This is a genomic window from Thiohalocapsa marina, from assembly GCF_008632335.1.
GTDB classification, from domain to species: Bacteria; Pseudomonadota; Gammaproteobacteria; order Chromatiales; family Chromatiaceae; genus Thiohalocapsa; species Thiohalocapsa marina.
Window position 1 is genome coordinate 48,034 of record NZ_VWXX01000011.1, and the last position, 26,113, is coordinate 74,146.

At 56.6% G+C, this 26,113-nt stretch carries 26 protein-coding genes; 19 read left to right on the forward strand and 7 right to left on the reverse strand.

Features of this window, described 5'->3' with window-relative positions:
• Positions 1–308 precede the first annotated feature (308 nt).
• From F2Q65_RS09255 to F2Q65_RS09310, 12 genes are all read left to right on the forward strand, one after another.
• Entirely contained in the window at positions 309–1,784 is a 1,476-nt protein-coding gene (locus tag F2Q65_RS09255; RefSeq protein WP_150092671.1) for a class I SAM-dependent DNA methyltransferase, read from the forward strand.
• Positions 1,781–2,944, forward strand: a complete 1,164-nt coding sequence (locus F2Q65_RS19435) for a restriction endonuclease subunit S (protein ID WP_170265622.1) — start codon at positions 1,781–1,783, stop codon at positions 2,942–2,944. Before F2Q65_RS09255 ends, F2Q65_RS19435 begins: the two co-directional genes overlap by 4 nt.
• Before the next feature lie 10 nt (positions 2,945–2,954).
• Positions 2,955–5,357 carry an EcoAI/FtnUII family type I restriction enzme subunit R gene (hsdR, locus tag F2Q65_RS09265; protein WP_150092673.1) on the forward strand — a complete coding sequence of 801 codons (2,403 nt, stop codon included), beginning with the start codon at positions 2,955–2,957 and terminating at the stop codon, positions 5,355–5,357.
• Between the two features lie 71 nt (positions 5,358–5,428).
• A complete protein-coding gene (locus F2Q65_RS09270) occupies positions 5,429–6,433 on the forward strand; it encodes an ArdC family protein (protein WP_150092675.1) in 1,005 nt (334 codons plus the stop codon).
• A gap of 136 nt (positions 6,434–6,569) precedes the next feature.
• Positions 6,570–6,995 (forward strand): hypothetical protein, encoded by a 426-nt coding sequence (locus tag F2Q65_RS09275; RefSeq protein WP_150092677.1) that lies wholly within the window; start codon positions 6,570–6,572, stop codon positions 6,993–6,995.
• Positions 6,996–7,168: 173 nt separating this feature from the next.
• Entirely contained in the window at positions 7,169–9,253 is a 2,085-nt protein-coding gene (locus F2Q65_RS09280) for a DUF2726 domain-containing protein (protein WP_150092679.1), read from the forward strand.
• A gap of 514 nt (positions 9,254–9,767) precedes the next feature.
• Entirely contained in the window at positions 9,768–12,161 is a 2,394-nt protein-coding gene (locus F2Q65_RS09285) for an exonuclease domain-containing protein (RefSeq protein ID WP_150092681.1), read from the forward strand.
• Positions 12,162–12,518: 357 nt separating this feature from the next.
• Positions 12,519–12,869, forward strand: coding sequence for a helix-turn-helix domain-containing protein (locus F2Q65_RS09290; RefSeq protein WP_150092683.1), 351 nt, complete (start codon positions 12,519–12,521; stop codon positions 12,867–12,869).
• Between the two features lie 117 nt (positions 12,870–12,986).
• Positions 12,987–14,156 (forward strand): hypothetical protein, encoded by a 1,170-nt coding sequence (locus F2Q65_RS09295; protein WP_150092685.1) that lies wholly within the window; start codon positions 12,987–12,989, stop codon positions 14,154–14,156.
• Positions 14,157–14,211: 55 nt separating this feature from the next.
• Positions 14,212–14,499, forward strand: a complete 288-nt coding sequence (locus F2Q65_RS09300; RefSeq protein WP_150092687.1) for a hypothetical protein — start codon at positions 14,212–14,214, stop codon at positions 14,497–14,499.
• Positions 14,500–14,563: 64 nt separating this feature from the next.
• The gene (locus F2Q65_RS09305) at positions 14,564–14,881 is read left to right on the forward strand and encodes a DUF805 domain-containing protein (RefSeq protein ID WP_150092689.1); all 318 of its coding nucleotides are present in this window, start codon (positions 14,564–14,566) and stop codon (positions 14,879–14,881) included.
• 71 nt (positions 14,882–14,952) lie between these two features.
• Positions 14,953–15,417 carry a hypothetical protein gene (locus tag F2Q65_RS09310; RefSeq protein WP_150092691.1) on the forward strand — a complete coding sequence of 155 codons (465 nt, stop codon included), beginning with the start codon at positions 14,953–14,955 and terminating at the stop codon, positions 15,415–15,417.
• Between the two features lie 92 nt (positions 15,418–15,509).
• On the opposite strand, the gene F2Q65_RS09315 is transcribed toward F2Q65_RS09310, so the two are convergent.
• Together F2Q65_RS09315 and F2Q65_RS20420 are read right to left on the reverse strand one after the other, a co-directional pair.
• Positions 15,510–15,977, reverse strand: coding sequence for a hypothetical protein (locus F2Q65_RS09315; RefSeq protein WP_150092693.1), 468 nt, complete (start codon positions 15,975–15,977; stop codon positions 15,510–15,512).
• 111 nt (positions 15,978–16,088) lie between these two features.
• Positions 16,089–16,187, reverse strand: coding sequence for an ATP-binding protein (locus tag F2Q65_RS20420; protein ID WP_150092695.1), 99 nt, complete (start codon positions 16,185–16,187; stop codon positions 16,089–16,091).
• A 104-nt stretch (positions 16,188–16,291) separates the two neighbouring features.
• On the opposite strand from F2Q65_RS20420, the gene F2Q65_RS09325 reads away from it, so the two are divergent.
• Positions 16,292–16,855, forward strand: coding sequence for a hypothetical protein (locus tag F2Q65_RS09325; protein WP_150092697.1), 564 nt, complete (start codon positions 16,292–16,294; stop codon positions 16,853–16,855).
• Positions 16,856–16,896: 41 nt separating this feature from the next.
• Here the strand turns inward: F2Q65_RS09325 and F2Q65_RS09330 are convergent, their stop codons facing one another.
• The 5 genes from F2Q65_RS09330 to F2Q65_RS09350 form a co-directional block, all read right to left on the reverse strand.
• Positions 16,897–17,196 (reverse strand): hypothetical protein, encoded by a 300-nt coding sequence (locus F2Q65_RS09330; protein WP_150092699.1) that lies wholly within the window; start codon positions 17,194–17,196, stop codon positions 16,897–16,899.
• Positions 17,197–17,297: 101 nt separating this feature from the next.
• Complete coding sequence (locus tag F2Q65_RS09335; RefSeq protein ID WP_150092701.1) at positions 17,298–17,741, reverse strand: hypothetical protein; 444 nt, start codon at positions 17,739–17,741, stop codon at positions 17,298–17,300.
• A gap of 92 nt (positions 17,742–17,833) precedes the next feature.
• Positions 17,834–18,886, reverse strand: coding sequence for a hypothetical protein (locus F2Q65_RS09340; protein ID WP_150092703.1), 1,053 nt, complete (start codon positions 18,884–18,886; stop codon positions 17,834–17,836).
• Between the two features lie 61 nt (positions 18,887–18,947).
• Positions 18,948–19,268: a hypothetical protein gene (locus F2Q65_RS09345; protein ID WP_150092704.1), complete on the reverse strand. Its 321-nt coding sequence runs from the start codon at positions 19,266–19,268 to the stop codon at positions 18,948–18,950.
• A 17-nt stretch (positions 19,269–19,285) separates the two neighbouring features.
• The gene (locus F2Q65_RS09350; RefSeq protein WP_150092705.1) at positions 19,286–19,636 is read right to left on the reverse strand and encodes a helix-turn-helix domain-containing protein; all 351 of its coding nucleotides are present in this window, start codon (positions 19,634–19,636) and stop codon (positions 19,286–19,288) included.
• 525 nt (positions 19,637–20,161) lie between these two features.
• On the opposite strand from F2Q65_RS09350, the gene F2Q65_RS20190 reads away from it, so the two are divergent.
• The 6 genes from F2Q65_RS20190 to F2Q65_RS09375 all read left to right on the forward strand — a co-directional run bounded on the left by F2Q65_RS20190 (position 20,162) and on the right by F2Q65_RS09375 (position 26,084).
• A complete protein-coding gene (locus F2Q65_RS20190) occupies positions 20,162–20,287 on the forward strand; it encodes a hypothetical protein (protein WP_281291016.1) in 126 nt (41 codons plus the stop codon).
• 37 nt (positions 20,288–20,324) lie between these two features.
• Positions 20,325–22,532 (forward strand): synaptonemal complex protein 1, encoded by a 2,208-nt coding sequence (locus tag F2Q65_RS09355; RefSeq protein ID WP_150092706.1) that lies wholly within the window; start codon positions 20,325–20,327, stop codon positions 22,530–22,532.
• Positions 22,529–23,254 (forward strand): OmpA/MotB family protein, encoded by a 726-nt coding sequence (locus tag F2Q65_RS09360; RefSeq protein WP_150092707.1) that lies wholly within the window; start codon positions 22,529–22,531, stop codon positions 23,252–23,254. The genes F2Q65_RS09355 and F2Q65_RS09360 overlap by 4 nt, the downstream gene beginning before the upstream one ends.
• A 60-nt stretch (positions 23,255–23,314) precedes the next feature.
• Positions 23,315–24,439 (forward strand): HNH endonuclease, encoded by a 1,125-nt coding sequence (locus tag F2Q65_RS09365; protein ID WP_150092708.1) that lies wholly within the window; start codon positions 23,315–23,317, stop codon positions 24,437–24,439.
• Positions 24,440–24,973: 534 nt separating this feature from the next.
• Positions 24,974–25,345, forward strand: coding sequence for a transposase (locus tag F2Q65_RS09370; RefSeq protein WP_150092709.1), 372 nt, complete (start codon positions 24,974–24,976; stop codon positions 25,343–25,345).
• Positions 25,346–25,415: 70 nt separating this feature from the next.
• A complete protein-coding gene (locus tag F2Q65_RS09375) occupies positions 25,416–26,084 on the forward strand; it encodes a hypothetical protein (protein WP_150092711.1) in 669 nt (222 codons plus the stop codon).
• Positions 26,085–26,113 lie beyond the last annotated feature (29 nt).

Here is a 26,113-nt window from a genome sequence, read left to right on the forward strand (position 1 = left end):
ACGCACGCAAAGAAGCCGACACAAACGCTGGCGGGTCGCTGCGTGCTCCAAGCCTCTGCGGATTGAATTTGAAATTGCTGGTCGGCCCCTGCCCGTTTGCCGGGGTGGTTGTTACCGGGATACACTAAGCAGCTTGGGCTTACCCACAGGCTGGCCACGTACGCTGCAGCAGGCGACGACCATCGCCGATCTGCTGACCAAGCCGCCCGTGACTGAGCAGGGGTAAGGGGTCCAGGGTGCGCGCAGCGTGCAGCAAGGTTAGATTGTGAGGTTGTGATGAATCCCGAGACAGGAGTGTGGATGTGGCGGTGAGCAGTGAGGTTGGGCGTCAGTTTCAGCAGGCGTTCAAGAACATCGACGATGTGCTCTGGAAAGAGGCGGGCTGCACCACCGAGCTTGACTACACCGAGCAGACCTCGTGGCTGTTGTTCCTGAAGTACCTCAACGACCTTGAACAAGACAGGGCGATGGAGGCGGAGCTTGAAGGCAAGCCCTACAACTACATCCTGGGCCAACCCTATCGCTGGGAGCGCTGGGCGGCGCCCAAGAGCAAGGACGGCAAGCTCGATCACAATCAGGCGCTCACAGGCGATGACCTGGTGGACTTCGTCGATCGCACGCTGTTTCCGTACCTGCACGGCTTCAAGCTGAGGGCCAGCGGCCCCAACACCATCGAATACAAGATCGGCGAGATTTTCGGCGAGATCAAGAACAAGGTCCGCAGCGGCTACAACCTCCGCGAGATCATCGACCACATCGACGCCCTGCGCTTTCGCTCCCAGGCCGAGAAGCACGAGCTATCGGCGCTCTACGAAGAGAAGATCAAGCGCATGGGCAACGCCGGGCGCAACGGCGGCGAATACTACACCCCGCGCCCGCTCATACGCGCCATGGTGCTGGTGACGGCACCCAAGGTGGGCGAGCGCGTCTACGACGGTGCCTGTGGGTCGGCGGGCTTCCTCTGCGAGGCGTTTGATCACATGAAGGCCCTGCCGGGGCTGACCACGGCGGACATGAAGACGCTGCAGGAGCGCAGCTTCTACGGCAAGGAGAAGAAGTCGCTGGCCTACGTCATCGCGATCATGAACCTGATCCTGCATGGCATCGAGGCGCCGAACATCATCCACAGCAACACCCTGGCCGAGAACCTGGCCGACGTTCAGGACAAGGACCGCTACGACATCGTGCTGGCCAATCCGCCCTTCGGCGGCAAGGAGCGCAAGGAGGTCCAGCAGAACTTCCCGATCCGCACCGGCGAGACGGCGTTCCTCTTCCTGCAGCACTTCATCAAGGTGCTCAAGGCCGGCGGTCGTGCGGCGGTGGTCATCAAGAACACCTTCCTCTCCAACTCCGACAACGCCTCGGTGAGCTTGCGCAAGCTGCTGCTGGAGTCCTGCAACCTGCACACGGTGCTGGATTGCCCGAGCGGCACCTTCCAGGGGGCCGGGGTGAAGACCGTGGTGCTGTTCTTCGAGAAGGGCGCGCCGACGCGCAAGATCTGGTACTACCAGCTCGATCCAGGCCGAAAGCTCGGCAAGACGACACCGCTCAATGACGATGACCTCGCCGAGTTTGTTGAGTTGCAGAAGACATTTGCCGACTCGCCGAAGAGTTGGACGGTGGATGTCGAGACGGTCGACACGACCACCTACGATCTATCGGTGAAGAATCCGAACGGCGGAGAGGATGTGGTGCACCGGAGTCCGCAGGCAATCCTCGATGAGATCGCAAAGCTCGATGCGGAGAGTGCGGAGGTGTTGGGTAGGATCAGGGCGCTGCTATGAGCAAAGAATGGACGATGAAACCGCTTGGTGAGGTTTGCGACATTCTTGATAGTCGGCGGAAACCAGTAACACAACGCGACCGCGTTTCCGGCCCTTATCCTTATTACGGAGCAACAGGCATCCTTGACTACGTCGATGGATACCTCTTTGACGAACCGCTGGTGTTAGTAGGCGAGGACGGCGCAAAATGGGAGGCGGGAGAAAACTCCGCGTTCCACGTCGACGGTAAGTGTTGGGTTAACAATCACGCCCACGTGTTACGGCCCCATCGTGACACTATATTGGATCAGTGGCTTATCTATCATCTTAACCACACCGACCTCACAGAGTTTGTTTCCGGCCTTACTGTTCCAAAGCTCAATCAGGGTAATCTTCGGGAGATACCCATACCTGCTGCTCCACTCCCCGAACAAAAGCGCATTGTTGCCAAGCTCGACGAAGCCTTCGACGGTATCGCCAAGGCCAAGGAGATTGCCGAGAAGAACGTCGCGAACGCTCGCGCGATCTTCGAGAGCGAGCTGAACGCGATCTTTACGAAGAAAGGAGAGGGCTGGGAGGAAACGAAGCTCGAGAAAGTGCTCGCTGTCCAACCACAGAATGGCTGGTCACCACCAGCAGCCAATCACTCCGATTCGGGAACGCCCGTCCTAACACTATCCTCAGTCACGGGGTTTCGTTTCAGACTCGATAAACTTAAGTTTACATCGGCACCAACTGATCCCAGTCGCAACTATTGGGTGAAGAACGGTGACTTTCTCATTACGCGGAGCAACACGCCCGAGCTTGTTGGACACGTGGCGATCGCGTCTGGAATTGATACACCGACGATTTACCCAGACCTCATCATGCGGATGAATCCTCAGCAAGACCGAATGTTGAGCAGGTTCCTCTACTATCAAATGCGAGGCACCACTTTGCGCAAGGAAATTACCGGCAGAGCGCATGGTGCGAACCCAACGATGAAGAAAATTAGCAATAAATCAGTGAAAGCCCTGCCGGTTGTTGTTCCGCCTATCGCTACGCAAAGCGCGATAGTGGAAGCTCTCGACGCACTCACAGAAGAAATCCAACACCTCGGATCGATCTACCAAACCAAACTCACCGAACTCGACGCCCTAAAGCAGTCCCTCCTACACCACGCCTTCACCGGTCAGCTCTAACAGGCACAGCATGAACGAGGCCGAGACCCGCGCCGAGCATATCGACCCTGCACTCGCAGCGGCGGGCTGGGGTGTGGTCGACGGCAGCCGCATCCGGCGGGAGTATCCGATCACGCTCGGACGGCTGGAGGGTGCAGGCAAGCGCGGCAAAGCCCTGTCGGCGGACTATGTGCTGGAGTACCGCAACACCAAGCTCGCCGTGGTGGAGGCCAAGGCCTGGGACCTGCCGCTGACCGAAGGCGTCGGCCAAGCCAAGAATTACTCCGGCAAGCTCTCCATCCGCTTCGGCTACGCCAGCAACGGTCAAGGCGTCTACGAGATCGACATGGAGACCGGTGCCGAGGGCGAGGTGGCCGGCTTCCCGACACCAGAGACGCTGTGGAATCGGCTCTTTCCAGCCCAGAACCACTGGCGGGATCGCTTCGCGGCGGTGCCCTTCGAGGACCGGGGCGGCTACTTCCAGGGGCGGTATTACCAGGACATCGCCATCGAGCGGGTGCTCGCGGCCATCAGTCAGGGTCAGGCGCGCATCCTACTGACGCTGGCGACCGGCACGGGCAAGACCTTCATCGCCTTTCAGATCACCTGGAAGCTGTTCCACAGCCGCTGGAACCTGACCGACTGGAACCGCGCCGAAGCACCGACGCGACGCCCGCGCATCCTGTTTCTGGCCGACCGCAACATCCTGGCCGATCAGGGCTACAACGCCTTCTCCGCCTTCCCCGAGGATGCCCTGGTGCGCATCGCCCCCGAGGACATCCGCAAGAAGGGCCGGGTGCCGAAGAACGGCAGCATCTTCTTCACCATCTTCCAGACCTTCATGAGCGGGCCGGCCAAGCATGGGGAGCCGTCACCCTACTTCGGCGACTACCCGCCGGACTTCTTCGACTTCGTCGTCATCGACGAGTGCCATCGCGGCGGCGCCAACAACGAGAGCACCTGGCGGGCGATCCTCGACTACTTTGCACCGGCGGTGCAGTTGGGACTGACGGCCACCCCGAAGCGCCGGGACAACGTGGATACCTATGCCTACTTCGGCGAGCCGGTCTATGTCTACTCACTGAAGGACGGCATCAACGACGGCTTTCTCACCCCGTTTCGCGTGAAGCAGATCTCCACCACGCTCGATGAGTACGTCTACACCAGCGACGACAGCCTGATCGAGGGCGAGATCGAGGCCGGCAAGTGCTACGAGGAGGCCGACTTCAACCGGATCATTGAGATCAGAGAGCGGGAGAAGAAGCGGGTTGACATCTTCATGTCGCAGATCGACCAGCGCGAGAAGACCCTGGTGTTTTGCGCCAATCAGGCCCATGCGCTCGTGGTGCGGGACCTGATCAATCAGGCAAAGACCAGCACAGACCCCAACTACTGCCACCGCGTGACCGCCGACGACGGCGCCCTCGGCGAGCAACACCTGCGCGACTTCCAGGACAACGAGAAGACAATCCCGACCATCCTCACCACCTCGCAGAAGCTCTCGACCGGCGTGGATGCCCGCAACATCCGCAACATCATCCTCATGCGGCCGATCAAGTCGATGATCGAGTTCAAGCAGATCATCGGGCGCGGCACGCGCCTCTACGACGGCAAGGGCTATTTCACGCTCTACGACTTCGTGAAGGCGCACCATCACTTCAGCGATCCCGAGTGGGACGGCGAGCCGATGGAGCCGGAGGTCTGCCCCCGCTGCGGGTTTTATCCCTGCGTCTGCATCCAGGAGCCGCCACCACCGTGCCCGATCTGCGGAAAGTCACCCTGCGAATGCCCCAAGGAGCCCTGCCCGGTCTGCGGACGCAACCCGTGCGTGTGTCCGAAGCGCACCAAGGCGAGGGTGAAGCTCGCCGACGGGAAGGAACGGCAGATTCAGAGCATGATGGCGACGACCTTCTGGCACCCGGACGGGACGCCGATGTCCGCGCAGCAGTTCATGGAGTCGCTGTTTGGCCGGTTGCCCGATTTCTTCCACAACGAGGATGAGCTGCGCACCCTCTGGAGCCAACCGGAGACGCGCTCGCAACTGCTGGCCGGTCTGGCGGAACAGGGATTTGGACGGGACCAGCTTGCGGAGATGCAGCGCATCATCTCGGCGGAGAACAGCGATCTGTTCGACGTGCTCGCGTTCGTGGCCTACGCGGCCCCACCCTTGACACGCGAGGAGCGGGCGGCACGGGCCAAAGTCATCATCACCACCCACTTCTCGCCGAAGCAACAGGTCTTTCTCGACTTCGTGCTCTCGCACTACGTGCGCAGCGGCGTGGAGGAACTCGACAAGGACAAGCTGAAGGAGCTGCTAAGGCTCAAGTATCACGGCTCCATCGCCGATGCCGTCGCGGAGCTAGGAAGCCCAGTGGAGATTGGCAAAACCTTCGTGGACTTTCAGCAGTGGCTGTATGCGAAGGAGGCGGCGTAGTGCACAAGACCCGCAGTGGCGCATTCCAAGGAATCGACAACTACCGCAGATGCACTGCGTAATGGCTGCCCATGCGTGACGAACGTCCTAACACAGATGCGGAGCTGTTCTCGTTTCCGGACGAACCAGAGCCCAGCGAACCGGCTCCTGAGAAAGACCAGATTGGTGAGTACATTCTCGCTCAGATCAAAGAGGGGGCAGGTCGGTGGGAAATGCCGTGGCACCGGGGCTTAAAGGAAGCTAAAAACGGAGTGACCGGTGCCACCTTTCAAGGACAGAACGCAATCATCCTCTGGGCCGAGGGTATGAAGCGTGGTTATTGGTCTGAGGAGTGGGCGACATTGCGTCAGTGGAACCGCCACGGAGGCAGGGTGCGTCGAGGTGCCAAGGGCGTTCGGGTCTATCGCCCAGTACTGCACACCAAGTCTGATCAGCTTGGTGAGCCAAGCTCCACGCCTCACGGCTTCAGGCACTACACCGTGTTCAATTATCAAGACGTTAACGGTGTTGACCATGAGCATCCTGATCTGTTCAGCGACATGGCGCCACAGCGTCTTATGACATTACGGAATGAGGCCGCTGAACGCATCGTAGCTGCCACCAGGGCAAACATACGCTACGGCGGCGACAACGCTTGCTATGTCTTTAGTGAAGACTGTATCTATATGCCGCTGCGTAAACAATTCCAGTCGAGCCGACACGCATCAGCTTCGGAAAACTTTTATGCGACCTTGCTACATGAGTTGGTGCATTGGACAAAACCTAGTCTGCGTTGTGGGCGCACGGAATTTAGCGATAATCCGACCGAAAGCTATGCCTTTGAGGAATTGGTTGCAGAGCTGGGTGCGGCTGTCCTAAATACCCGTTTTCATAAGTTACCAGCGCCTCGTCAGGATCATGCGGCCTACCTTCAAGGTTGGCTAGAGATATTGGGCTCGGATTTCAGCTACTTTTACAAGGCAATGGGATTGGCACAGATTGCGTCTGATTGGTTGTGCCGGCGCGCGGGTCTGAATGAGTTTCTGTCAGAGCCGTTACCTACATGGCATATGGGTGACTACAGCATAACATTTTGAGCCGGAGAAGATTGGTTAAAAGAATCTCCCCTCAATAACGGCTCAAACAAAATTATCAAAACAACCTTGCATAAAGGTATAAACCGAAAGACTCCCGAGAAAATTCTTCCCAACACCACAAGTGAGCAGCATAATCATGCTACAGCGCCGAATGAGTAAAGCTAGCCGCCGAAGCCTTAATTTCGCAGACAGCGCAGAAATAGTGGGCGACGAGGAATCCTGGGCTATTCGTTTGATCCAAATCCCACCTTTACCAGTTTTTTTATTGGACAGAAAAGTCAAGAGCTGGTTCGTAACGGGTGGGGACGAAGCCATCGTTTACTACCCATCTGTCTTATCCGCTGCACAGGCAATACAGCGCGGTCGCCCAGACCTACCCTATAAGGTCGTTCAGATAGATACTATGAGTCGGCAGGGGAAAGATAAAACCTACGAACAATGGCTTAGGGAAACGATCGCAGCCGCCGAGATCGCTGGAGTACTAAATAACCTGCTGGGCCAGGGGGTCGACATTAATGATGTGTTGGAGAAGAGCAAGCGATTGAGATTCGAGATGAAATAACTTTTATTGTCCGAGCGCGTCTGTAGTAATAAAATTGAATATACGATGCGAAAGAAATGAATGGCCTGTTCCAAGTTCGTCCTACCAACTCTTCCATGGAATACGAACACGCCTAAATAACGGTTGATTCGAGTCTTCTCTCATAAGCAAAAAATCTTGGAGCATGCCAGGTAATGACCTACTACATCAAGAACCGAGAATATCTTCTCGTTGCGGAAACGCCTGCCTATATTCTTTTTAAGCCCGTTACGCAAACTCAAGAAAGCGATTGGCGTAATTTTCTCATCGAATTGTCGAGTTTGGACTATCGTTGCCATTTTCCACTCGCTTGGAATGGCGTCAGACTGGCAGATGGCAGAAAACTTAAAGATCTACGAAAGGCAGATCCAAATGCTGAGAAATGGATTATTAATTTCTTAACCAAAAATCCGGGAATTTTATCACAAAACAAAAAGGAGCAAGAAATTTGCGATCATTTATCAATTTTATGGGCAGAGAGGAAAAAAGCACTACTTTCGGATGCGGAACAAGCCTGTCACTCCTTTCTCTCGAAGAAGCTGAACATAAATCATTACCGTATTTTATGGCATACGCCTCTATCCCAGTTTATCAATACCGAAAATGGAAAAGGTGTTGATAAATCTCAAATAGCAACTCTCTTATTGATAAATAAGGACTACGACGCGACTGTCGAGGCCGCAGTAGTGCCTTCAAATTTCGACAAGACTGCCCTAGCTTGTTTGAGGAACTTGATACCTGTTGTTTATCAGTCGGACATAACAGACAGTCAGTCATGGCAACATCTTCTTACATTGGTCGCAAAAGCAGGCCAAAGGAGCAAGGAGAAAACAATTATCAATGAGCCAGAATTTCGGACAAAACAGCATTTCGAAGAGAGTCTAAAGAGGCATATGCTCAACCCATATTTTGATAACACCCGGTCCAGAATGGAGATCGTCATGAGGCTGACAGATGCCGGTAAACTGTATTCCTTGGCAAATGATTTGGAACTATCAGATATAACTGATGCGCGCACGAAGATGCGAATTGGAGAGTTCAAACGTGAACAGATTGATTTGATGAATGAGTCTCGAAATCCGCTTGCCGGCTTTTATTTTCTACATGAATTCTCAATGGCGGCGATGATTAAAGACCCACCGGGTATCGCAGGAAAATATGATGCTTTATCTGATAATCTTCACCTTCGATTACGAAATCTTGCTGTATCTAAGATCGCTGCAAATCACGAAGAAGGTTTCGAAAACTGGCGCAAAGGGCAGGACCAGGAATTCGTAAAACGAGGTATCGAGATTGAGAAGGAACGGATTTTCCAGGACAGTGTAAAAAAAAGCAAACATTTTAACGATTACTTCCGTAAATCTCCAGTCGATCTAATGATTCTTGACCCCAAGGGTGAGCCAGTTGTTGCGGTTGAGTTCGACGGTCAATTACATCAAAAAAAGAAACAGCAGGACAAGGATCGGTTAAAAGAAATGGCATTGTTTCAACTTGACATCCCCTTGATTCGTATTAGTTCAGATTTTCCCATTCGACCTACAGATCTATATCGTTCAAAGAAAAAAAATCGAGCGTCAGGGAAACGGATTCAAGAAACCAAAGAGTTTGTTTCCTATATATTCGATTACTTTCTAACGTCAAGGATTAGAAAAAATGAACTTGAATCATTTAAGCTTTATGTGGACGAGAATTTGGATAGCTTGGTGCTCGATGAACGAAATAGACAGCCGCAAAAAATGGATCGGGAGTTTGAAAGTAAACTTTACAAGCTTGACAATCATGAGCTACTTACATCTCAAAAGCAAGTTCATAGCTTTCTTTCGAGAGATAATTCGAGCCAGGAAGAGTTCGAAGAGCTCATAAGAACTGGCCAAGAAGTTCTTTTCGAATACAACATCAAGGTTCACTCTCCGGAATTGATAATAGAGGAAGTCGGTGAAAGAAACCGGGAAAAGTCGACTTGGTTGAGGGAGCAGTTAAAATCGAAGTCTCTTGATTTTGAGCTGAAATTTGAGGTTGATAATAAAAGACGATCAAACTATTGTACCGGATGGGTTGTTTTATACGAAAAGGGAGCCCCACTTGAATTTCAGGACCAAGCGTTCCCCAGTGTTGCTGTTCCTAGGGTTGGTGGTTCTTGGTTGATGTTTATTCCAAGCAGCAGCCAGTTTATTTCCGAATTTTTGGTTTCCCGATTACTTAGCCAGATTTATGAATGGTTAAAAAATTCCGAACGGTGATTGGTTTTACTTCAGCCACTAAACATGCAACGACACGGTATGCAATACGATGGGGTTCTTCGCATCGCGACAAAAGTTCACGCGTGTGATCATACAGTTGGGGAACAAGGTCGAATAGTCCTCTACTGTGGTAAAGATGGTCGCGCGCACGGACTAGGTCATTCGGGGAGATCTGAGACAGCAGGCGGCACGGGAAAAGCGGTCGATCAACAAAAACCCCCAGTCGGCGCCGCAGTAAGCCAGGTGCCGCGGTGCCCGACCGTCGCACTCACAGTGGCGAGGCGCGCGGTCAGCAGCTGGACGGCTTGCGATTCACCAAAACCGTATGTTATCCCTCCCCCGGTTAGCGTTTCAATTGCTCGATGACCTCATCTTGAACACGGGAGATGGGCAGCTGGTTAAAGCGGGATCACGGAGTGTCCCGGCATAATAAAAAACCAATGGCTCGCAAGATAACTTGAAACACTCTTAGCGGTGAACGGCGATTTATGTATTTGTAAAAAGAGAATAAATCATGTGGATATTCATCGATTGCGAAACTACTGCTTTAAACACTAACAGCGATCACGTTGTGCAGGTTGCATGGATTCTTGCTTCATATGATCAAAAAATAAAAGCAAAAGACAGCTATATTACACAACCAAATGGCTTTACGATTCCAAACAGCGCCGCAAGAATTCACGGCATTACTACACAAAAAGCGCGTGCTGAGGGCCGCCCCCTCAACTATGTCCTATCTCAATTACTGCGTGTAGCAGATCAGGCGCATTCGGTAATAGGGCACAACGTTTCATTCGACATAGCAATGCTAGAGGAAGCTTACCGGAAGGTGGATATCACTTCTCCGTTTAGCAGTAAAACAAGCATTTGCACAATGAAGGCATCGACGAACTGGTGCGCAATAAAAAAAAGAGGATTTTCAAAAGGCTATAAGTGGCCAACACTCGAAGAACTTCATAAAAAACTCTTTGGTTCCGGCTTCCATGGTGCTCACGATGCACGAGCGGATGTCAACGCATGTATGAACTGCTTCTTCGAACTATTGCGAAGAAGAATAATCATCGGCTGGGACAATAAACAAGGGTTTCCAAATGATGAGCTAGCAAACAGGGATCAAGTCTTACTGGAGGCAATAAATGTTAAAGAAAAACAAGTTTTCTTGTTGAAGGATGAAGACTATTCTTCATTTGGTCAGGACTTGATAGAGACATGCAGTAAAGTATGTGTTACGACGCGTAAATACTTCGATCAAATTTTTACCGAGCCGCACGTCTGGGCAAAGATGCTTACTCAAGAGATCGATTCTTTCGGTCAAGATTTTATTACTATCCAATGTCACATAGCATATCTCGTCTTATTCAGATGTAAAAATTCGCCGGCGATAGTATCCGGAAATATCGACCTGAACGTTAAAGACTTGAATGATGATTGGGGTGAAGACCTCATCGAGCTGATGATTAGGATTGGTTACCATACCCTCGGTCTCGGCGCTCAATTCGATTCCTCAAAAGACTTTCTCAAATTCATTGTTTACCTGAATTCTTCGGATTGCCTTTCCTCAACAACTAATGATCGTGGTGGTGGCGAAAAAACGCTTGATATGGGCGAACTGCGGCGGGCTGCGTCAGACCCATCGACTGATACTGATGTTTTATCTTTTTTTGCGAACTCTGCTGATATGCATTTAGCCAAATGTTTGGCAGAAAATCCCGCAACTCCAGAGGATGCAATTGCGTTATTGCTTGAGAGCGAGCATCGGCAAGAGCTATTACCTTCATTGCTCCAACATAGGAATTGTCCATCATTTTGCTTAGAAGATGTGTGCAATGAGATTGCTTCGGATGTCTTCTTCAATGGCAATGAAGAAGTTGTCAAATCTCAAAATCTTGTTGACCAAGTTCTGGTTCCTTTGGCGAGCAACGCTAGTTTAGATACAGAATATTTGGGGATTTTGTTTCTGCAATGGAATGCGTATAAAAAAGTGATGAAAGCGTTGGAGCGTAACCCACGCTTTACCAATTTAGTTAAAAACGCTGCATTTGATATCTTCGAGGAAGTAGAAACGGCGCGGTATTACGCATCCTCGAGTCTAGCATCTGCCATTGTTTTAGCCCATTTAGCTGAGCACAATGTCATTGAAGTCCGCATGCTTGTTTTGAAAAATGCACGTACCCCGTTAAGAGTGCTTTTCACCTTGGCACATGATCGGTCGCTTGCAGTCCGCCTGGCGTTAGCTGAAAAAGAAACTGTTAGCCTGGAAATATTGGCCAAGTTGGCTTGCGACACATCTGTCGATGTTCGAGTTGCAGTCGTACGGAATTCTGCGGCTACCGAGGATATATTGTGTCGATTAGCCGTTGATGCTGATTTAGATGTACGTTTGGCAGTAGCTAATGTTGAGATGTTAAGCACTGGTATTGGGGCTATCTTGGTTAAGGATCGAACAGAGGAAATACGTTTATGTCTGGCAAGAAGGAGCAACTTGGACTCTCGGTTCTTCGGCGCCCTCGCAGCCGATCTATGTGAGGTGGTTCGTGTCGCCTTGGCGGAACGGAACGATTTAGGAGAGGTGATGATGTGTGGCTTGGCAAGCGACGACTCTGATCGCGTAAAGCTAGCCCTCGTTAAAAACAGTTCTGCAACTCCCAGAGTTATTGACGCAGTTGCATGCTTGTCGGAAGATTTCAACTTGCCTTTAGCCATAGCTCTTGCGCGTAGCGTGCATGCTAATACTGCACTATTTAAGAAAATGGCGAAGTTTAATGACGAAAGAGTGCGGCTTAATATTGCTGTTCGTAAAGATTGTACGCATGATGTATTAGCCGGGCTATTAGAAGATGAAAATGAGGAGATACGCAAGGCAGCAAAGTGGAATCTTGATAATTACGGCTGTCTAAAGACTAACTAGCTAATTTTGGCGTTACTTTTGTCGGTTTTTATGTCAGTAGTGCTAGATTAATAACGTTCGTCAATTGTAGAGGTGGTCCACCAATTTTGGCCTTTTTTTTCTTATCTTGCTCTCTTACCATGAATTACATGAGAATCATCAGAGGAGGCGAATGCATTTAAAATCTAAGTCCCAGTTTCCTTTGTAATGGCACATTTGTAGCCACTAGGGTTTCGTAAGTCGTGACACTCAATTCGAATGCACTGACGAGTCTAAGGTTCGGGATGTCGCGCGGATTTGTCTGCGACAATCTGCTCTCAGTTCTCGACGCACCTAGTTGAGTGTTGCTTTTTCGTCTGTAGCATATATACTCGACAGATGGCTTTCGCTGCTTACATCCGAGACTGTCGCGAGCGCTTGCGTCAGCAGGACCGGCGTTACAGCCTGCGGCAGACGGCGCAGCGGGTGGGCATGCAGCCGGCGTACCTCAGCAAGATCGAGCGTGGGGATTTTCCGCCACCTTCGGAGGAGAAGATTCGTCTCATCGCCGAGGACTTGGGCGAAGACTGCGACGTGCTGCTGGCGATGGCGGGCAAGGTATCGCAGGACTTGCAGGAGATCATCCGTGCCCGTCCAGCGCTGTTTGCCAAGCTGATTCGGGCGTTGAGGTCGGCGCCGGATGACAAGGTTGAGGAGATTGCCCGCGAGATTCGCGACGGTGAATGGTGATGCAGCCCAGCCGCTGCTTGAATATCGCAGTTGCCCTAGGTGTCGCATGTGTAGTCGACACTGATTAGCAGCGCCAGTCCTGGCCTGCCTTGGTGTTTTCATCCACGAGGAACCCGCATGGTCAGTCTTCAGCAGGAGATGCTTCGCTTCAGTTTTCCCGAGGTGCATTCCGCTGCGGTGTGTGATGTTCGGTTCTGTCGCACGCTGCGCGTTCCTGACGACAACAACGCTTATCCGCTGCCGCCAGCGCTGGGGGTCTTCCCACTGCGGGCCGTTGATGACGTTGCGGACCGGCTGCCGGAGGCCTGGCACATCCATGGGGGTGTCTTCGTGCCGATGTACCAATCGGAGGCGCTGTGGATGCGGTTCCTGCCGCAGCCGGAGGTGGTCGAGCCGCCACCGTATGTTCCGCCACCATCACCCATGTTCGACGTATTTGCATCCTGGGGGATCGATGCGAAGGAGATCGAAGAGTTACGGGAAATTTGGAGCCCCAAAGCTGCGGATGAGCGCCTTGAACGCCTTGAGCGCCGGGCGTTGCGTGCGTTGCGGCGGTCGCAGAGTAGAGTGTCGGTGCCCTATCCGTTCGCGATCAAGGTGGCGACGGGCAAGATCAACGCAATCTCCGGTCTGCCCTGGCAGATGGAGCTGTGCTCGGACCCGCAGGATTATCTGGTGGTGCCCAATCAGCCCTGGTTCGATGGATACAACGTGGCCAAGGGTCTGGTGCGTCAGTTTGTCGCCACGCCGTTCGGCTCCGGGCATAGTGTCGAGCAGCAACTGACTGGCGCGGTCGAGCACGGGGGGCTGCAGATCGCGGTCTATCCCATGAAGGCTGATGTCTACGCGGCTTATCGGGAGCAGTACCTGCGGAAAGGTAAGCTGCGGTCGATGGCGGCGGTGACCGAAGAGATGGAGCTGTCGGTCGGAGGGCTTATCCGTCAGGACATCTACCAGGACCCGTTCGGCATCGATGCCTGGGACCAGGGTCAGGTGCAACGCTGTTTCGTGCATTTGCTGAACTCAGAGCAGTATCAGGCGGTGACAGGTGAGCGCTCGCCACGGGCGCCGTTTCGGGCGCAGGACTATGCGAAGGCTGGGCTGCCGTGGTTTCACTACTACAGCGATGATCCGGTCATCGGTGGGGCGGCGGCGCTAGCCAAGGTGCAGAGCGTGGCGGCTGTGACGGCCACCCAGACCGGCAAGCCGATGCCAGACAACGCGCCGCTCGGGCCGTTACCGGTGGAGATTCTGGGTGAGAAGCAGGTGCGCAGCGGGGAGTTCTAGCGCTGTCGTTGCGCTGATCGATGTTGAACAAAAACAAAGTACAAGAGAGGTCGTCATGCCATTAGTCTTCGTCGCGGTGATCGTCTACGGCATCGCGCAATTCATCGCCGCCTGGGCCGGGATCGAGTTGTATCTAGGACCGCTGTGGGCAGGTGCGGCCCTGCTGGTAGCGGTGTTCTTCCGATTCACCCTCCCTGTGACGCTCGGGGCCTTTTTTGGGGCGATGGATGTCTGGCAATGGCACTGGGCGCTTGCTGCCGTGTTTGCAGCACCAGGGCTGGTTTTTGTGGTGCCAGGGGTGATTTCTGGGTTCTTGCACAGGGGGGAAAACCAACTACGTTGAATCGCGGTGGTTTGGGTTCTTGATGTGTCGAGTGGTTCTCCGGTCATCCAAGCAGGTGTGAAACATGAATCTATTGAAGCCAACGGGTACGGCAGGTCGTCTTGAGTTTGTGATCACGTGGGTGATCTGCGTCATCGTCGCAGCGATCGCCTTTGGGGTGTTCGAGGATGGAGCTCGCCATGTACAGGGTGAGCTGGGTGGTCTTTGGCTTGTTTGGTGGCTAGGGATGCTAGCAGCCTGGATTGGCATCGCCGCCGTGTTTCGTCGCGTGCGGGATATTGGCTGGGCGTGGGGGCACGGTTTCTGGCAGTTTGTGCCTTTACTCGGTTTTGTTTTCGTTGTCGTCTGCATGTTTATCCCATCCAGGCATAAAGTGGGATAGGTGGTCGTTAGGCGGGGGTGGAATGAGCCCCGCAGCATTGCTTTTCACATGAACGCAGTCGGGAGGGCAGTATGGGTGTTTTCGGTACTCTTTTCGGTTTCGACCAGACCATGGGGGCGCAGAACGCGATCTTGGCTGAAACGGTGCTCGCGAAGGCGCCTGCACGTGAGCGTCAACGATTGGCCCGAGAGGTGGTCAAGATCATGCAGTCGGTAAGACCGATTTCCGCAGAAACGGCACTGGAAGAGTTGGATGAGGCGCCGGTGGTTGCACAACTCAATTTTGTTGCATTGGCGTGTGATCGCCTTGGGGTAGAGCCGCCGCTACCGAGGTTTGTTTGGACGCGGGTCAACAATCCTTTCTTGGTGGCGGATCAGGTTACCGAAAGGCATCTGTCGTCGGCTTTGAAGGTCATCAGTGGAAAAGCTCGTGCCGGTCAGCTCGCTTGGCAGGGACACGAGAAGCACTACGACTTTACTCGGCTGTACGAAAACGGAGAGGTCTCTAAACGGACGTATAAAGACCCGTTTCCTTAGGGCGTTGGTGCGGCGGTGACGGGCCGCCGCTACGCTGTCAGTCATGGCCGCTCGGCGGTGAATTGTCGTGGCTGACAAGCGCTTGGGATCGATTACGGCTCACATGACATGGCCTTGGCGAGGCGACTGGCATACTTGCCTGGCAGGTTTTTGATGTAAGTATCGAGAAAGTAAAAGCTGCCTACTGGCTGAGGAGGCCTGCGCGGGTCAAGTTCGGGCAGGGGCTTGCGCCATACCTCGAAGTCGATGCGATTGTACGCCAATGGGTTGGCGTAGACAATGCAGTCCGCCCGGTCATCGATCCAAGCGACGACGTTCCCTTCTTTTGTGCGCTGGAAGCCGAGCGAGGTGAGGCGATCATCGGCGGTTTTGAGTTGGTTGGCATCGCGTAGCGGTGCCCAGAGGACGATCACGTCAGCAAGCTGGGGCTGCGCGAAAGGGGAGATGCGGTAGATGGTCTCGGCCTTGCGCCGCTTGACCAGTGCCTGACGTTCTTGCGCTTGTTGGGCGGGAATGTAGGTGGCCCACTCGGCCCGAGCTTGGTCGATCACGGCCTTCATGACCGAGCATTGGTGGGCGTTGCCCTGGCCCAGCAGATGCCGCCTCAAGCCCTCGGGCAGGGTGTAGCCCTGGGCGGTGAGGTCACGACGGACATACTCGAAGACGATGTACTAGGTGAGCCGCGGCAAGTAGTAACGCTTGAAATCAAGGCGGTGGGTCTCGGTTCCCACGATTCGTGTCGGGTTTTCACCATAAAAGACCGGGATCAACTGAAGCGGTGGGGTCTAGCCCCGCCCATTAAGGCCGGTCAGCACGGCGCCGCCGTCCATAGGGAACTCCACGACCCGTCCGGGGGCTGTAGGAGTCGATGAGGATGAGCTGGATACGCCCGGCTGTCGACGAGACGGCGCACCAGTTCCCAATCCGGAAACGGTTCGGCGTAGCAACGCTGCCAACCGCGCTTGACGCGGAAGCCCTGCTGCTGCGGACAGTGACGCAGATGATGCCCGCAGGCCAGGTGGATCCATTCGAGGGACAAGGGCAACCAGGGGACGCAGGCGCGCTCGGCAACGCCGAATTCCGGCGGATGTTTGCAGTACTGGCCGTCGATCTCCCGGCCAGGGATCTTCAGGTGCAGCAATTCGTGCAGCGCGATATGCGCCAGGACCGGTCGCGGGGTATCCGGCCGATTCAGCAGCGCGTGCAGCAGCACGGTGCACTCGCTCTCGGCGCGCCTGTCCCGTTGGATGCAGGCAAGGAAGTCGAACGGCACGATGGCAAAGTGAATGCGCAGCGCCGGCTCGATTTCCAGCGTGCCGCGCGCGTCTTCCAGCAAGGACTCGAAGCGGCAATTCAGAAAACTGAGCTGGGGCTGCGGCGCCGCAGAACGGCGCCGTCGCGCCTGCCCCTGGATCCGGGCCGGGTGCGCAGTGCGTGAAAGCGTCATGGTCGCATTGACCCGGATCCGCGGGCCATCGCCTAGCGGCCGTTGTAGAGCCGATCGATCGGGGTTCGTATCTCACCGGTGCCGTAGTTCTGGTAGATGCCGCTGCTGTTGTCATAGGACCAGCTGTTGCCTTTGGAATCCGTGCCGCGGGTCATGCTGCCGTAGGACTGCGCGTTCCAGGTCGAGCCGGTATTGGTGTTATAGCCACTGTAGCCGGTGCCGTAGCGGGTATAGCTGTTGCCGTCGTACAGGCTGCCGTAGCCCTGCGCACTGCTAGTTGCGGGCAGGATGGCGAGGGAGAGAACAAGGATGGGGCGTCGAAGAGTAGTCATCGGGCGAATACCTCGTTGATGGATTAGCGGCACCAGGCCGCGGGACAGCGGGAGTCGTCAGCCAGGGTGAGCATGGGCGGCTCCGTTGCTTGGCGGCGTGATCAGGCGGCCTGGGTCAGGTGCGCGGGCTGACTCAACCACTGCACCGGGGTGGTGACCGGCACCGCGCTGGTGGCAAGCGCCTCGGTGTCCAGTGCGATGAGGTGGTCGATGGCATGGCGCTCGGCGGTTTCCAGCAACAGGGCCTGCTCGAGCGACAGGCTCGGCGTGGCTTGCATGCGCCCAAGCGCCGCGCGGATCAGCGCCTGATCAGCGGGCAGGAGTTGCAACGTCGTGCAGGCGCGGCTGAGCGCCGCGCGCACCTGGTTGCTGTCAATGCTGTGCGGCAAGTGTTCGGCCAGCACCGTGACGCTGTTGGCGCACAGGCAGCCGATGCTCTCGGTGGCATCGGCAATCTGCTGCAAGACCTGCCGGCAGGCGTTGCGCTGCGCCTGGTCGATGCTGTGGCAGCCCAGGATGACATCGCTCTCGATCAAGACCTTCATCAGGTTCTCCTCGTCGAATGGACAGTGAACAGCCGGGCCATGGCGTGGGCGTCTTCGCCGTGGTGACCCGCCGGCGGGAGACCTGCCGAGGGCTAGAGTTCCCCCTGGCGCACCGGCTTGCCGCCGATCTGGCGCACGGGGAGCGGCCCCAGCGGGTCGTTGTCGGGCATGGGCTGGCCGGTCTGGGCGACGGTGACGGCGGCGATGCTCTGTATCTTGGCCAATGGCGCGGCGCCTTCGAGGGCTTCGCCGTCGCTGTCGAGGTGGAACCAGGGCAGACCCGCCTTGGCGTAATCCCGCGCCCTGAACGGCGGATGCGGCGGGCGCTCGCCGGTGACGGCCTGGTAGTGCTCGGCGTTGAGCAGGTGTACAAAACAGCGGCTGACCCGCGACTGATCCCAGACGTCCAGTCCGTGCGGGTCCTTGATGATGTCTTGGCGGATCAGGCCGCCGGCAGCGAGTTCGACCTGATTGGCCTTGTCGATGCCGTAGCGTATCGATGCCGCCTGCGCCTCGCGCAGCCAGTTCGCCTCGCGTTCCGCGCGCTGCTGGCAATAGGCCGCATAGGCGTCCGTCTTCATCGGGTAGACCGCCAGTTGCAGACCGCCGTGGGTTGTCGCTCCACTCGCCTGCACCTCGACGCCGTGGCCCGAGCCGAGTGGGCTGGCGACGAACTGGCGCACCAGTCCCTTGGCGACGTTGTAGCCGTCGAGCCAGCGTTGGTCGGGCAGCACCACATAGTCTTGCGGCGCCGCCTGCAAGTTGTCCTGCCAGGGTGTGCCGGAGATGGCGTTGATCTTGCCCGTGGCAATCTTCACGGCGAACGGATAGGTGTACCTCGGCCCATCCGGATCCCGATTGGTGAACCGCTGCATGGCCTGTGCGGCTGAATACAGGCCAATCCATAACGCCTCGGATTGGTAGATCGGCAGGAACACGCCACCATGGCGTTGCCAATCTGGCGGCGCCTGATCGGGATAGTCGTCCACGGCCTGCATGGGGAATCGACCCAACTTCGGTGGCAACGGATAGGTCTGGTTGTCGTCCGGCAGGCGCAGGGTGCGCAGGCATTCGATTGCGCAGTGGGCGTGGCGATGGACCTCGGGGAAGGCAAAGCACAGGCGGTCGTTATCGAGGGTCAGCATGGGGGCTCCCGGGTTGGTCGCGATCTCGCGCGGTCGCAGGGCGCGTCGGGCCGACCTGGACTCAGTCGTCGTCCCACGGCGGTGGCGGTTGGCGCAAGACGCGCGGCGCCGGTTTGCGGGGCTCCACCTGGGCGTGCGGTTTACCACGCAGGTGGTTCCTGAGGCTCAGTGGCCAGAATAGGGCGCCCAGCGCGAAGACCAATAGGTTGGCGATGAACTTCGCCACGCGGATGCTGAACGGCACGCCCTGGGGATAGTCCAGCCGCTCCTGAATGCGGTCCAGTTCATCCTTCAGCGACTCCTTGTACCGGAACCATGACCAGAGGCTGACGCCCAGACCGATCAAGAGGTAGGCCAGCAGGACCAGGCCAAGCGTTGCCATGTGCGTCTCCCCTCCCCTTACCACTCGCCGTCGCGGATCTCGCGGGCGAGTGTGCGCACCTGCTCATCCGGTGCCGACTTGAGCGCGCGGATCAGCTCGGCAAACAACGCCGGGCGCGCGCGAATGATGGCCTGCAGGTCCTTGGAGACCTTGCCGGCCATGGCCAGCAGCACGTCGCAGTCCTCGTCGAGTTCCTCCGCCAGGCGGCGGATCTTCTCCTCGGACGGCGGCGCGAAATCGCCGGTCTCGATGCGGCTCAGGTAGGCCGGCTGTACGCCGATGCGCTGCGCCACCTGGCGCAGGCTGTAGCGCTTGTCAGCGGCGCGCAGCGCCTCGCGCCGGGTGCGGATGTACTGTGCGAAGGCCATGACGTTAAGTATAGACGCAACAGTTAGCAATGCAAGTGCGATCTGCCATGCTCACACGGGGTGCGACCAAGTGTCGGCAACTGGTCGTTCACGCGGCTTGTCAGTACTGGGCGAAAGCCAGTGACTGTGCCACGCAGCGCAGAGCACCAAGACAAGCGCCTGCATTTCGGTTATGTTTCGTGGAATGGTTGCTGGCCGGTCATGGCTGTGACAACCGACTGCGAGGTGGGAGTCGAGAGGTGTGTTGGCGGAATCAGACCCGGCGCCTGGGTTGCGGGCTCTTTGCTGTGGTGCTGATGAGCCTGTCGGCGGCGGTTGCAGAGGAGGTCCGTCCTCGCTGCATTGAGTTCCATGGCCGCCGAGTTATGCGCGATCGCCTGCACCCTCGTCCTCGATGGCGGCGTGGAGCGCTTGGCCTTGATCACCTCGCTCATCTGCCTGCATCGCAGTCAACTACGGGGCGGTGGGAACACTCTGGAGAATGGCTAGCAAGTCGCGACCAACTACAGCCGCGATATCCGCAGCATGAGGGTCGACCTGGAACAAGTTGCTGTCGCCGGCAGCGTGTCGAGCGACAGCATGCGCTGGCTGGCCCCGCGCGAGGCAACTGCGCTGCGGATGGTGGGCGTGGTGATTGCGGTAGAGGACTGAGACATCGCGGCTGTGCGATAACAAGGCAGTGGCTGCCTTGCCGACCATCACGCAGCAGCGACAGATGAATGGAGAAATAGCGATGAGTGGATCCCTTTCTTTGGGGCGCGAACTGGAAGCGTTTTTGTTCAACGCCCAAGCCACGGTCATCACCGAGGCTTTCCTCTGGTTGCTGGCCTGCATTTTCGTCATCGCACTTCTGTTGTCGCGAACGCAAGCCGGGCAGCGGTTCGTCCGCGACGCACCAACCTTGCTGACTTCCGCCGGGATTTTGGGCACCTTCGTTGGCATCGTGGTCGGGCTGCTGCATTTCGAGCCTGGAAACATCGACGCCAGCATCCCTGCCCTGCTGGCCGGTTTGAAAACCGCCTTCATCACCAGTCTGGCGGGTATGGGCAGCGCCATTCTGTTGAAGATCCTCTCGACAACGCCGTTGCTTACCCCTCGGCAACGTTCGCAAACGGATTCTACGGCCAGCCCCGAGGCGATCCTTGCCGTCTTGCGCGAGCAACAAGCCGGCATCACCGCACTACATGCAGCGATCGCCAGCAAGGAGGAGACCAGCGTGGTTGGCCAGCTGGTTCTGTCCCGCCAGGCGCAGGCCGACGAGAACAGCGAAACGCGCAAGGCCATCACCGATCTCAAACAAGCAATTTCCGGCACGGCCGCAGGCAGCCTGGTCGGTCAGCTCACGCTGCTGCGCGACGAGCAGACACAACGCCATCAGGCCTTGATGCAAGCTAGGGAGGAGGATCGGGCTCACCTAGATGCGCTCGCCGACAAGCTATGGCAGGCGCTCAACAACTTTGCCGAGATGCTCTCTAAGTCCGCCAGCGAGCAGGTCATCAATGCATTGAAAGAGGTCATCGTCGACTTCAACCGCAACCTGACCGAACAGTTCGGCGAGAACTTCAAGGCGCTGGACGCCTCGGTGCAGAAGCTGGTTCAGTGGCAGGAGAACTATCGTCTCCAGCTCGAGCAGATGACGCAGCAATATGCACTGGGTGTCCAGGCCATCACCCAGACCGAGGCCTCTGTGGCGCAGATCTCGCACGAGTCCCAACAGATCCCGGTGACCATGGAGAAGCTGAAAACCGTCATGGTCACCAACCAGCATCAGCTCGACGAGCTAGGCAATCACCTGGAGGTCTTTCGCGACATGCGCGACAAGGCCGTCGAGGCCGTGCCCGAGATTCGCAGCCAGGTGCAGAAGACAGTCGATGACGTCGCCGCCTCGGTCAAGGCCGCCAACGATCACTACAGCATCCTGCTGGAACGCTCCGAGGGCTTCATCAAGGACCATGACGAGAAGAGCCGTGCCCTGCTTCAGGCGTTCGTCACCACCACAGAGGAAGGGATGCAGCAGGTGAAGACCGGCTTGGAGACCGGCGCAAACGACTTCAAGGATGCCATCGCTGCCAATGCCAAGCAATTTGGCGAACAAGTCCAGACGCTCCTGAACGACGCAACGCAACAGGTAGGCGACTCGGTCAACACCGCGAGCGAGCACTACCGCAAGCTGCTGGATCTCTCAGACGCTTATATCGAGGCCCACGATCAGAAGACGCAAGAACTCCTCGATCGGTTCATCAAGACGACAGGCGATGGCATCGACAAGGTCCGCGATGGGCTCGAAAGCAGCGCGACGGCCACCAAGACCGCGATCCTCAACGGCGCCGAGGAGTTCGGCAACAGCGTGGAGCGTCTCAAGGCAAACCTCACCGCCACCTCGGACCAAATCGCCATCCAGAGCGACCAGATCCGACAGCAGCTCGAAGATACCTTCAAAGACGTCAACGCCCATGTGCGCGACATTACCGGAGCCCTCTCGAAGGAATCGACCACGCTGTCAAGCACGCTCAAGGCGACCGGCGAGCAGGTCATGCGCGATACCCAGACGACGCAACAGCAGGTCGCAGACAGCATCGGCCAGATGCAAAAGCGTCTGGAAGCAGTGCTCGAGGAAACAGTAGGCGCCCAGACTCGCGCCATGGATCGCACGGTGCAGGCCTTGGAGACCCACATGCGCGATGCTATTGCCAAGACCGGCGATGGCGTCAACGCCCAGCTCTCGGCCATCGATCAGGCCATGCAGCGTGAGGTGCAGAGCGTCATGGAGGAGATGGGGCGCGCGCTGGCGCAGATCTCCGGGCGTTTCACGCAGGACTACACGAACCTGGTGGGTGCCATGCAGCAAGTAGTGGCACAGGGTAGCTCGACGCAACCACAGCGGCGGGTGCAATGAGCGGCGCAACCGACAAGCTGTTTGGTCGATCGGCGCGTCCCGACGACGATCGCAACGCTGGCGAGCACTGGCTGTCGGTCTCGGACCTGATGGCCGGGCTGATGATGGTATTCCTGTTCGTCTCCATCGCCCTGATGCGCGATGCCATGATCGAGCGGGATCAGATTCGGGAGGTGGCGATCGCCTACCAGGAGAACCAGGTGGCACTGTACGAGGCCCTGATGGCCGAGTTCGAGCCCGACCTGCAGCGCTGGGATGCGGCTATCGAAAAGGACACCCTTTCGTTTCAGTTCAAGTCGCCAGACGTGCTGTTCGACATGGGGAAAATCACCCTCAAGCCGAGTTTCCAGGGCATCCTCGATGATTTCTTTCCCCGTTACCTCGAAGTCCTATGGAATTTTCGCGACTCCATCAACGAGGTCCGCATCGAGGGCCACACCAGCAGCGTCTGGAATCAGAGCACCACCGAAGAACAAGCCTACTTCAACAACATGGAGTTGTCGCAGGGTCGCACGCGAACGGTGCTCTCCTACATCTATGCGCTTCCCAGGATTACAGCGCAACGCGAGTGGGTAAAGAAACACATCGCCGCCGTTGGCTTCTCCTCTTCGCGGCTCATCTTGACACCTGATGGTCGCGAAGATCGCGGACGCTCGCGCCGGGTCAGCTTCCGGGTCATTACCAACGCCGAGACGCAGATCCGCAAGATCCTTGAGCAATGACATGCCTACCAAAGACAGCGGTTCGAGCATGAATCAGGCCAGTGACCGACAGGGAATGAGATGAAAATACGGGTCAACTTCTCTGCACTGCATGCCGCTGTCAAACAGATGGGGGCCGACAAGATCGAGGTCGAAAACCCACTCAGGTCATCTTTCAGGACCCTCGATCCCGTCGATATCGCCCTTTCCGGGGATGGAATCGATATTGACCTTAACGACGTGCAATTCCACTCTGGAATTCCAGTCATCGAAGGTCGCCAAGTCCTTCTCTACATCAGGGACCACGGGAAAGGGGTTCAAGGGGCACTGGCGGATGGCAGTTCAGGTCGAAAATATCATGTATCCGACTGTAAGACATTAAAAGAGATGCGCGCTAAAGGGCGTTTTGCACGCTACGTTGCAACAAACAAACTCGATGGATTTTTTTTGATTACTGGATACGATTATTACACTGGTCAATCGACAAAAGGCAAAGCCAGTCTTCGTGTATGCAAGAACTGCCTAGAATTTCTCAACTATAAAGGCTATGGCACTGCGAGCAAGCCGACGCGCGACAATATTTTCAATACATTCTTACTGACAGAATTCTTCGGCAACTACAGCTCATTTTTCCCTTTCATGCCAAGCCGGATAGCCGGCGATAATGACAGCATCTACACAGAAGATTGGCCGGCCACTTCAGCAACCTATAGGAACAGCAAAAATTTTCGATGCGAGATTTGTGGAGTTGACTTATCCGACCACAAACATCTTCTTCATGTGCATCACAAGAATGGCGTCAAGACCGACAATCGAGAAAGCAACTTGCAGGCCCTCTGCGTCGACTGCCACCGCAAACAGCCCATGCACGACTGGATGTTCGTTCAGCATGCTGACATGCAGCTGATCAACCATCTGCGTCGTGCCCAGCGAGGCACCAAACTCGGCACCGCTTGGCAAGAGGCCTTCGATCTGGCGGATCCCGGCGTACATGGCGTGTTGCATCTGGCGCTTGCCAAAGGACTGCCGCCGCCGTGGATCGGATACGAGCTGCAAGACACGACATGGCAGGTCGTGGCACAGCTTGAGCTGGCGTGGCCGAGCCAGCGGATGGGCGTGGCCATCGCGAAGGACGATCTCATCGCTGCGCGCAAACAGGGTTGGCAGGCCTGGTCCATGGTCGAGGCGCTGGAGCGTCTGCAATAGCACATCGCATCGGCGTTTCCACGGCGCTACGGGGTCCGGGGTCCGGGGTCCGGGAACGCACTGGTGAGGCAATGTTTTCGCCGCATCGACAGACACATCTTGATCGGCGTCAGCGTAAAACCAATGACGTCAACTTTAACGCCATAATATTGATTTTGCTATTATTTAGCCATTTCCCCTCCTCTTGGCAACTGGAGCACCTTCATGAAGCATCACGCACACACCGAACTGACGACGGCCGACATTGAGCACACGGCCTGTATTTCATAATGTGTACAGCTCGATCAGGGAATCACTCGCCAGTGCTAATTTTGTCGCGGACCACCGGCTCAATGCGCGCGCGTTCACCCGCAAGCGGGACCTGCCCTTCGAGCGCTTGGTTGCCTTGCTGATGAAACCGCGCTCGCGCAGCACCGTGACGGAGCTGGCGGGCTTGTTCGCCGTGCTTGAGGAGGAAGCCGTGGCAGGGGCTGTGCCAACCCGGGCGGCGGTGAGCAAGGCGCGTGCAAGGGGCTGTCGGTGTCGGTGTTCCAGATGCTCAATCGACAGGCACTGGCGCGCTTTGCCTGCGGTTTCGCTCGTCCAACCTGGCATGGGTTCCGCTTGCGGGCGGTGGATGGAACAACGTTCCAGGTGCCGCAGAGCGAGGACATCGAGCGGTTCTTCGGTGCGCCGTCCAGCGGGCCGGTGCTGGCGCGCGGTTCGGTGCTCTATGACCTGGATCTGGACATGATCCTGGACTTCGCCGTGGCGGCCTATTGTGTCAGTGAACGCAAGCTGGCGCTCGGGCATCTGAACGCCGCCGCGCCAGGTGACCTGCTCCTCTATGATCGCGGGTACCCGATCGCGGGTACCCGGCCTTTTGGCTGTTTGCCGTGCATCTGGCCTTGGGCATCGACTGTGTGATGCGCTTGCCGCGCCGCGCGGACAGTTCAAGGAGGCGCAGGCGTTCTGGGACAGTGAGGCGCCCAGTACGTTGATCACCGTGCGTCCCGCCCCGGCACAAGCGCGTGCGTGCCGCGACCAGGGGGTCGAACCGCAGCCGATCACACTGCGCCTGGTGCGGGTGACGCTCAACGGCGGGGACACCGAGGTGCTGGCCACCACGGTGTTGGAGGAGGCGCGCCTGCCGGCTCGGCTGTTCAAGGCGCTGTACCACCGCCGATGGGGCGCGGAGGAGGGCTATAAAACCGCCAAGCTGCGCGCGGAGATGGAGACGCTCTCGGGGCGCACAGCGCTGGCGGTGCGCCAGGACATGCAGGCGAAGGTGCTGGCGATGAATCTGGCGGCCATGCTGCGCGCGGTCGCGCAGGTGCGGTTTTACGCGGTGGTACGCGACAAGACTGCGCTGGCAACCTATGTACAGCAGCAGAACGTAAGGGATCCTGCTTATCGGTATCGCCAAAATGAACAGTATGACCTATTGGTAAAAGAGCTTTTCGACAAGCTGCATCACATGGCCAACCACGTGCGAATTTGCTTCGCAAGGCGCGGTACGAAGCCCAGAAACGATGCCTTCAGAACCGCCCTGAAGCAGGCGGCAGTATCGTTTGCTCAGAACTTCGGCTTTGCCCACCCGGCAACGAACGAGGTCATCTCCAGCACGCCCCCAAAATGTCCGGGGCTGCAAGCTGTGGATTATTAACTGTGGGCGCTACAGCGTCTCTACGAACG

What these genes read in the sequence shown, in the direction of transcription:
- F2Q65_RS09330 (WP_150092699.1), bottom strand. Translation starts at nt 17,196, where the DNA reads ATGACTACTCTTCGACGCCCCATCCTTGTTCTCTCCCTCGCCATCCTG.
- F2Q65_RS09305 (WP_150092689.1), top strand. Translation starts at nt 14,564, where the DNA reads ATGAATCTATTGAAGCCAACGGGTACGGCAGGTCGTCTTGAGTTTGTG.
- F2Q65_RS09295 (WP_150092685.1), top strand. Translation starts at nt 12,987, where the DNA reads ATGGTCAGTCTTCAGCAGGAGATGCTTCGCTTCAGTTTTCCCGAGGTG.
- F2Q65_RS09290 (WP_150092683.1), top strand. Translation starts at nt 12,519, where the DNA reads ATGGCTTTCGCTGCTTACATCCGAGACTGTCGCGAGCGCTTGCGTCAG.
- F2Q65_RS09300 (WP_150092687.1), top strand. Translation starts at nt 14,212, where the DNA reads ATGCCATTAGTCTTCGTCGCGGTGATCGTCTACGGCATCGCGCAATTC.
- F2Q65_RS09325 (WP_150092697.1), top strand. Translation starts at nt 16,292, where the DNA reads ATGAGCTGGATACGCCCGGCTGTCGACGAGACGGCGCACCAGTTCCCA.
- F2Q65_RS09370 (WP_150092709.1), top strand. Translation starts at nt 24,974, where the DNA reads ATGCTCAATCGACAGGCACTGGCGCGCTTTGCCTGCGGTTTCGCTCGT.
- F2Q65_RS09270 (WP_150092675.1), top strand. Translation starts at nt 5,429, where the DNA reads ATGCGTGACGAACGTCCTAACACAGATGCGGAGCTGTTCTCGTTTCCG.
- F2Q65_RS09350 (WP_150092705.1), bottom strand. Translation starts at nt 19,636, where the DNA reads ATGGCCTTCGCACAGTACATCCGCACCCGGCGCGAGGCGCTGCGCGCC.
- F2Q65_RS19435 (WP_170265622.1), top strand. Translation starts at nt 1,781, where the DNA reads ATGAGCAAAGAATGGACGATGAAACCGCTTGGTGAGGTTTGCGACATT.
- F2Q65_RS09275 (WP_150092677.1), top strand. Translation starts at nt 6,570, where the DNA reads ATGCTACAGCGCCGAATGAGTAAAGCTAGCCGCCGAAGCCTTAATTTC.
- F2Q65_RS09345 (WP_150092704.1), bottom strand. Translation starts at nt 19,268, where the DNA reads ATGGCAACGCTTGGCCTGGTCCTGCTGGCCTACCTCTTGATCGGTCTG.
- F2Q65_RS20190 (WP_281291016.1), top strand. Translation starts at nt 20,162, where the DNA reads ATGAGGGTCGACCTGGAACAAGTTGCTGTCGCCGGCAGCGTGTCGAGC.
- F2Q65_RS09310 (WP_150092691.1), top strand. Translation starts at nt 14,953, where the DNA reads ATGGGTGTTTTCGGTACTCTTTTCGGTTTCGACCAGACCATGGGGGCG.
- F2Q65_RS09280 (WP_150092679.1), top strand. Translation starts at nt 7,169, where the DNA reads ATGACCTACTACATCAAGAACCGAGAATATCTTCTCGTTGCGGAAACG.
- F2Q65_RS09285 (WP_150092681.1), top strand. Translation starts at nt 9,768, where the DNA reads ATGTGGATATTCATCGATTGCGAAACTACTGCTTTAAACACTAACAGC.
- F2Q65_RS09315 (WP_150092693.1), bottom strand. Translation starts at nt 15,977, where the DNA reads ATGAAGGCCGTGATCGACCAAGCTCGGGCCGAGTGGGCCACCTACATT.
- F2Q65_RS09365 (WP_150092708.1), top strand. Translation starts at nt 23,315, where the DNA reads ATGAAAATACGGGTCAACTTCTCTGCACTGCATGCCGCTGTCAAACAG.
- F2Q65_RS09360 (WP_150092707.1), top strand. Translation starts at nt 22,529, where the DNA reads ATGAGCGGCGCAACCGACAAGCTGTTTGGTCGATCGGCGCGTCCCGAC.
- F2Q65_RS09340 (WP_150092703.1), bottom strand. Translation starts at nt 18,886, where the DNA reads ATGCTGACCCTCGATAACGACCGCCTGTGCTTTGCCTTCCCCGAGGTC.
- F2Q65_RS09335 (WP_150092701.1), bottom strand. Translation starts at nt 17,741, where the DNA reads ATGAAGGTCTTGATCGAGAGCGATGTCATCCTGGGCTGCCACAGCATC.
- hsdR (WP_150092673.1), top strand. Translation starts at nt 2,955, where the DNA reads ATGAACGAGGCCGAGACCCGCGCCGAGCATATCGACCCTGCACTCGCA.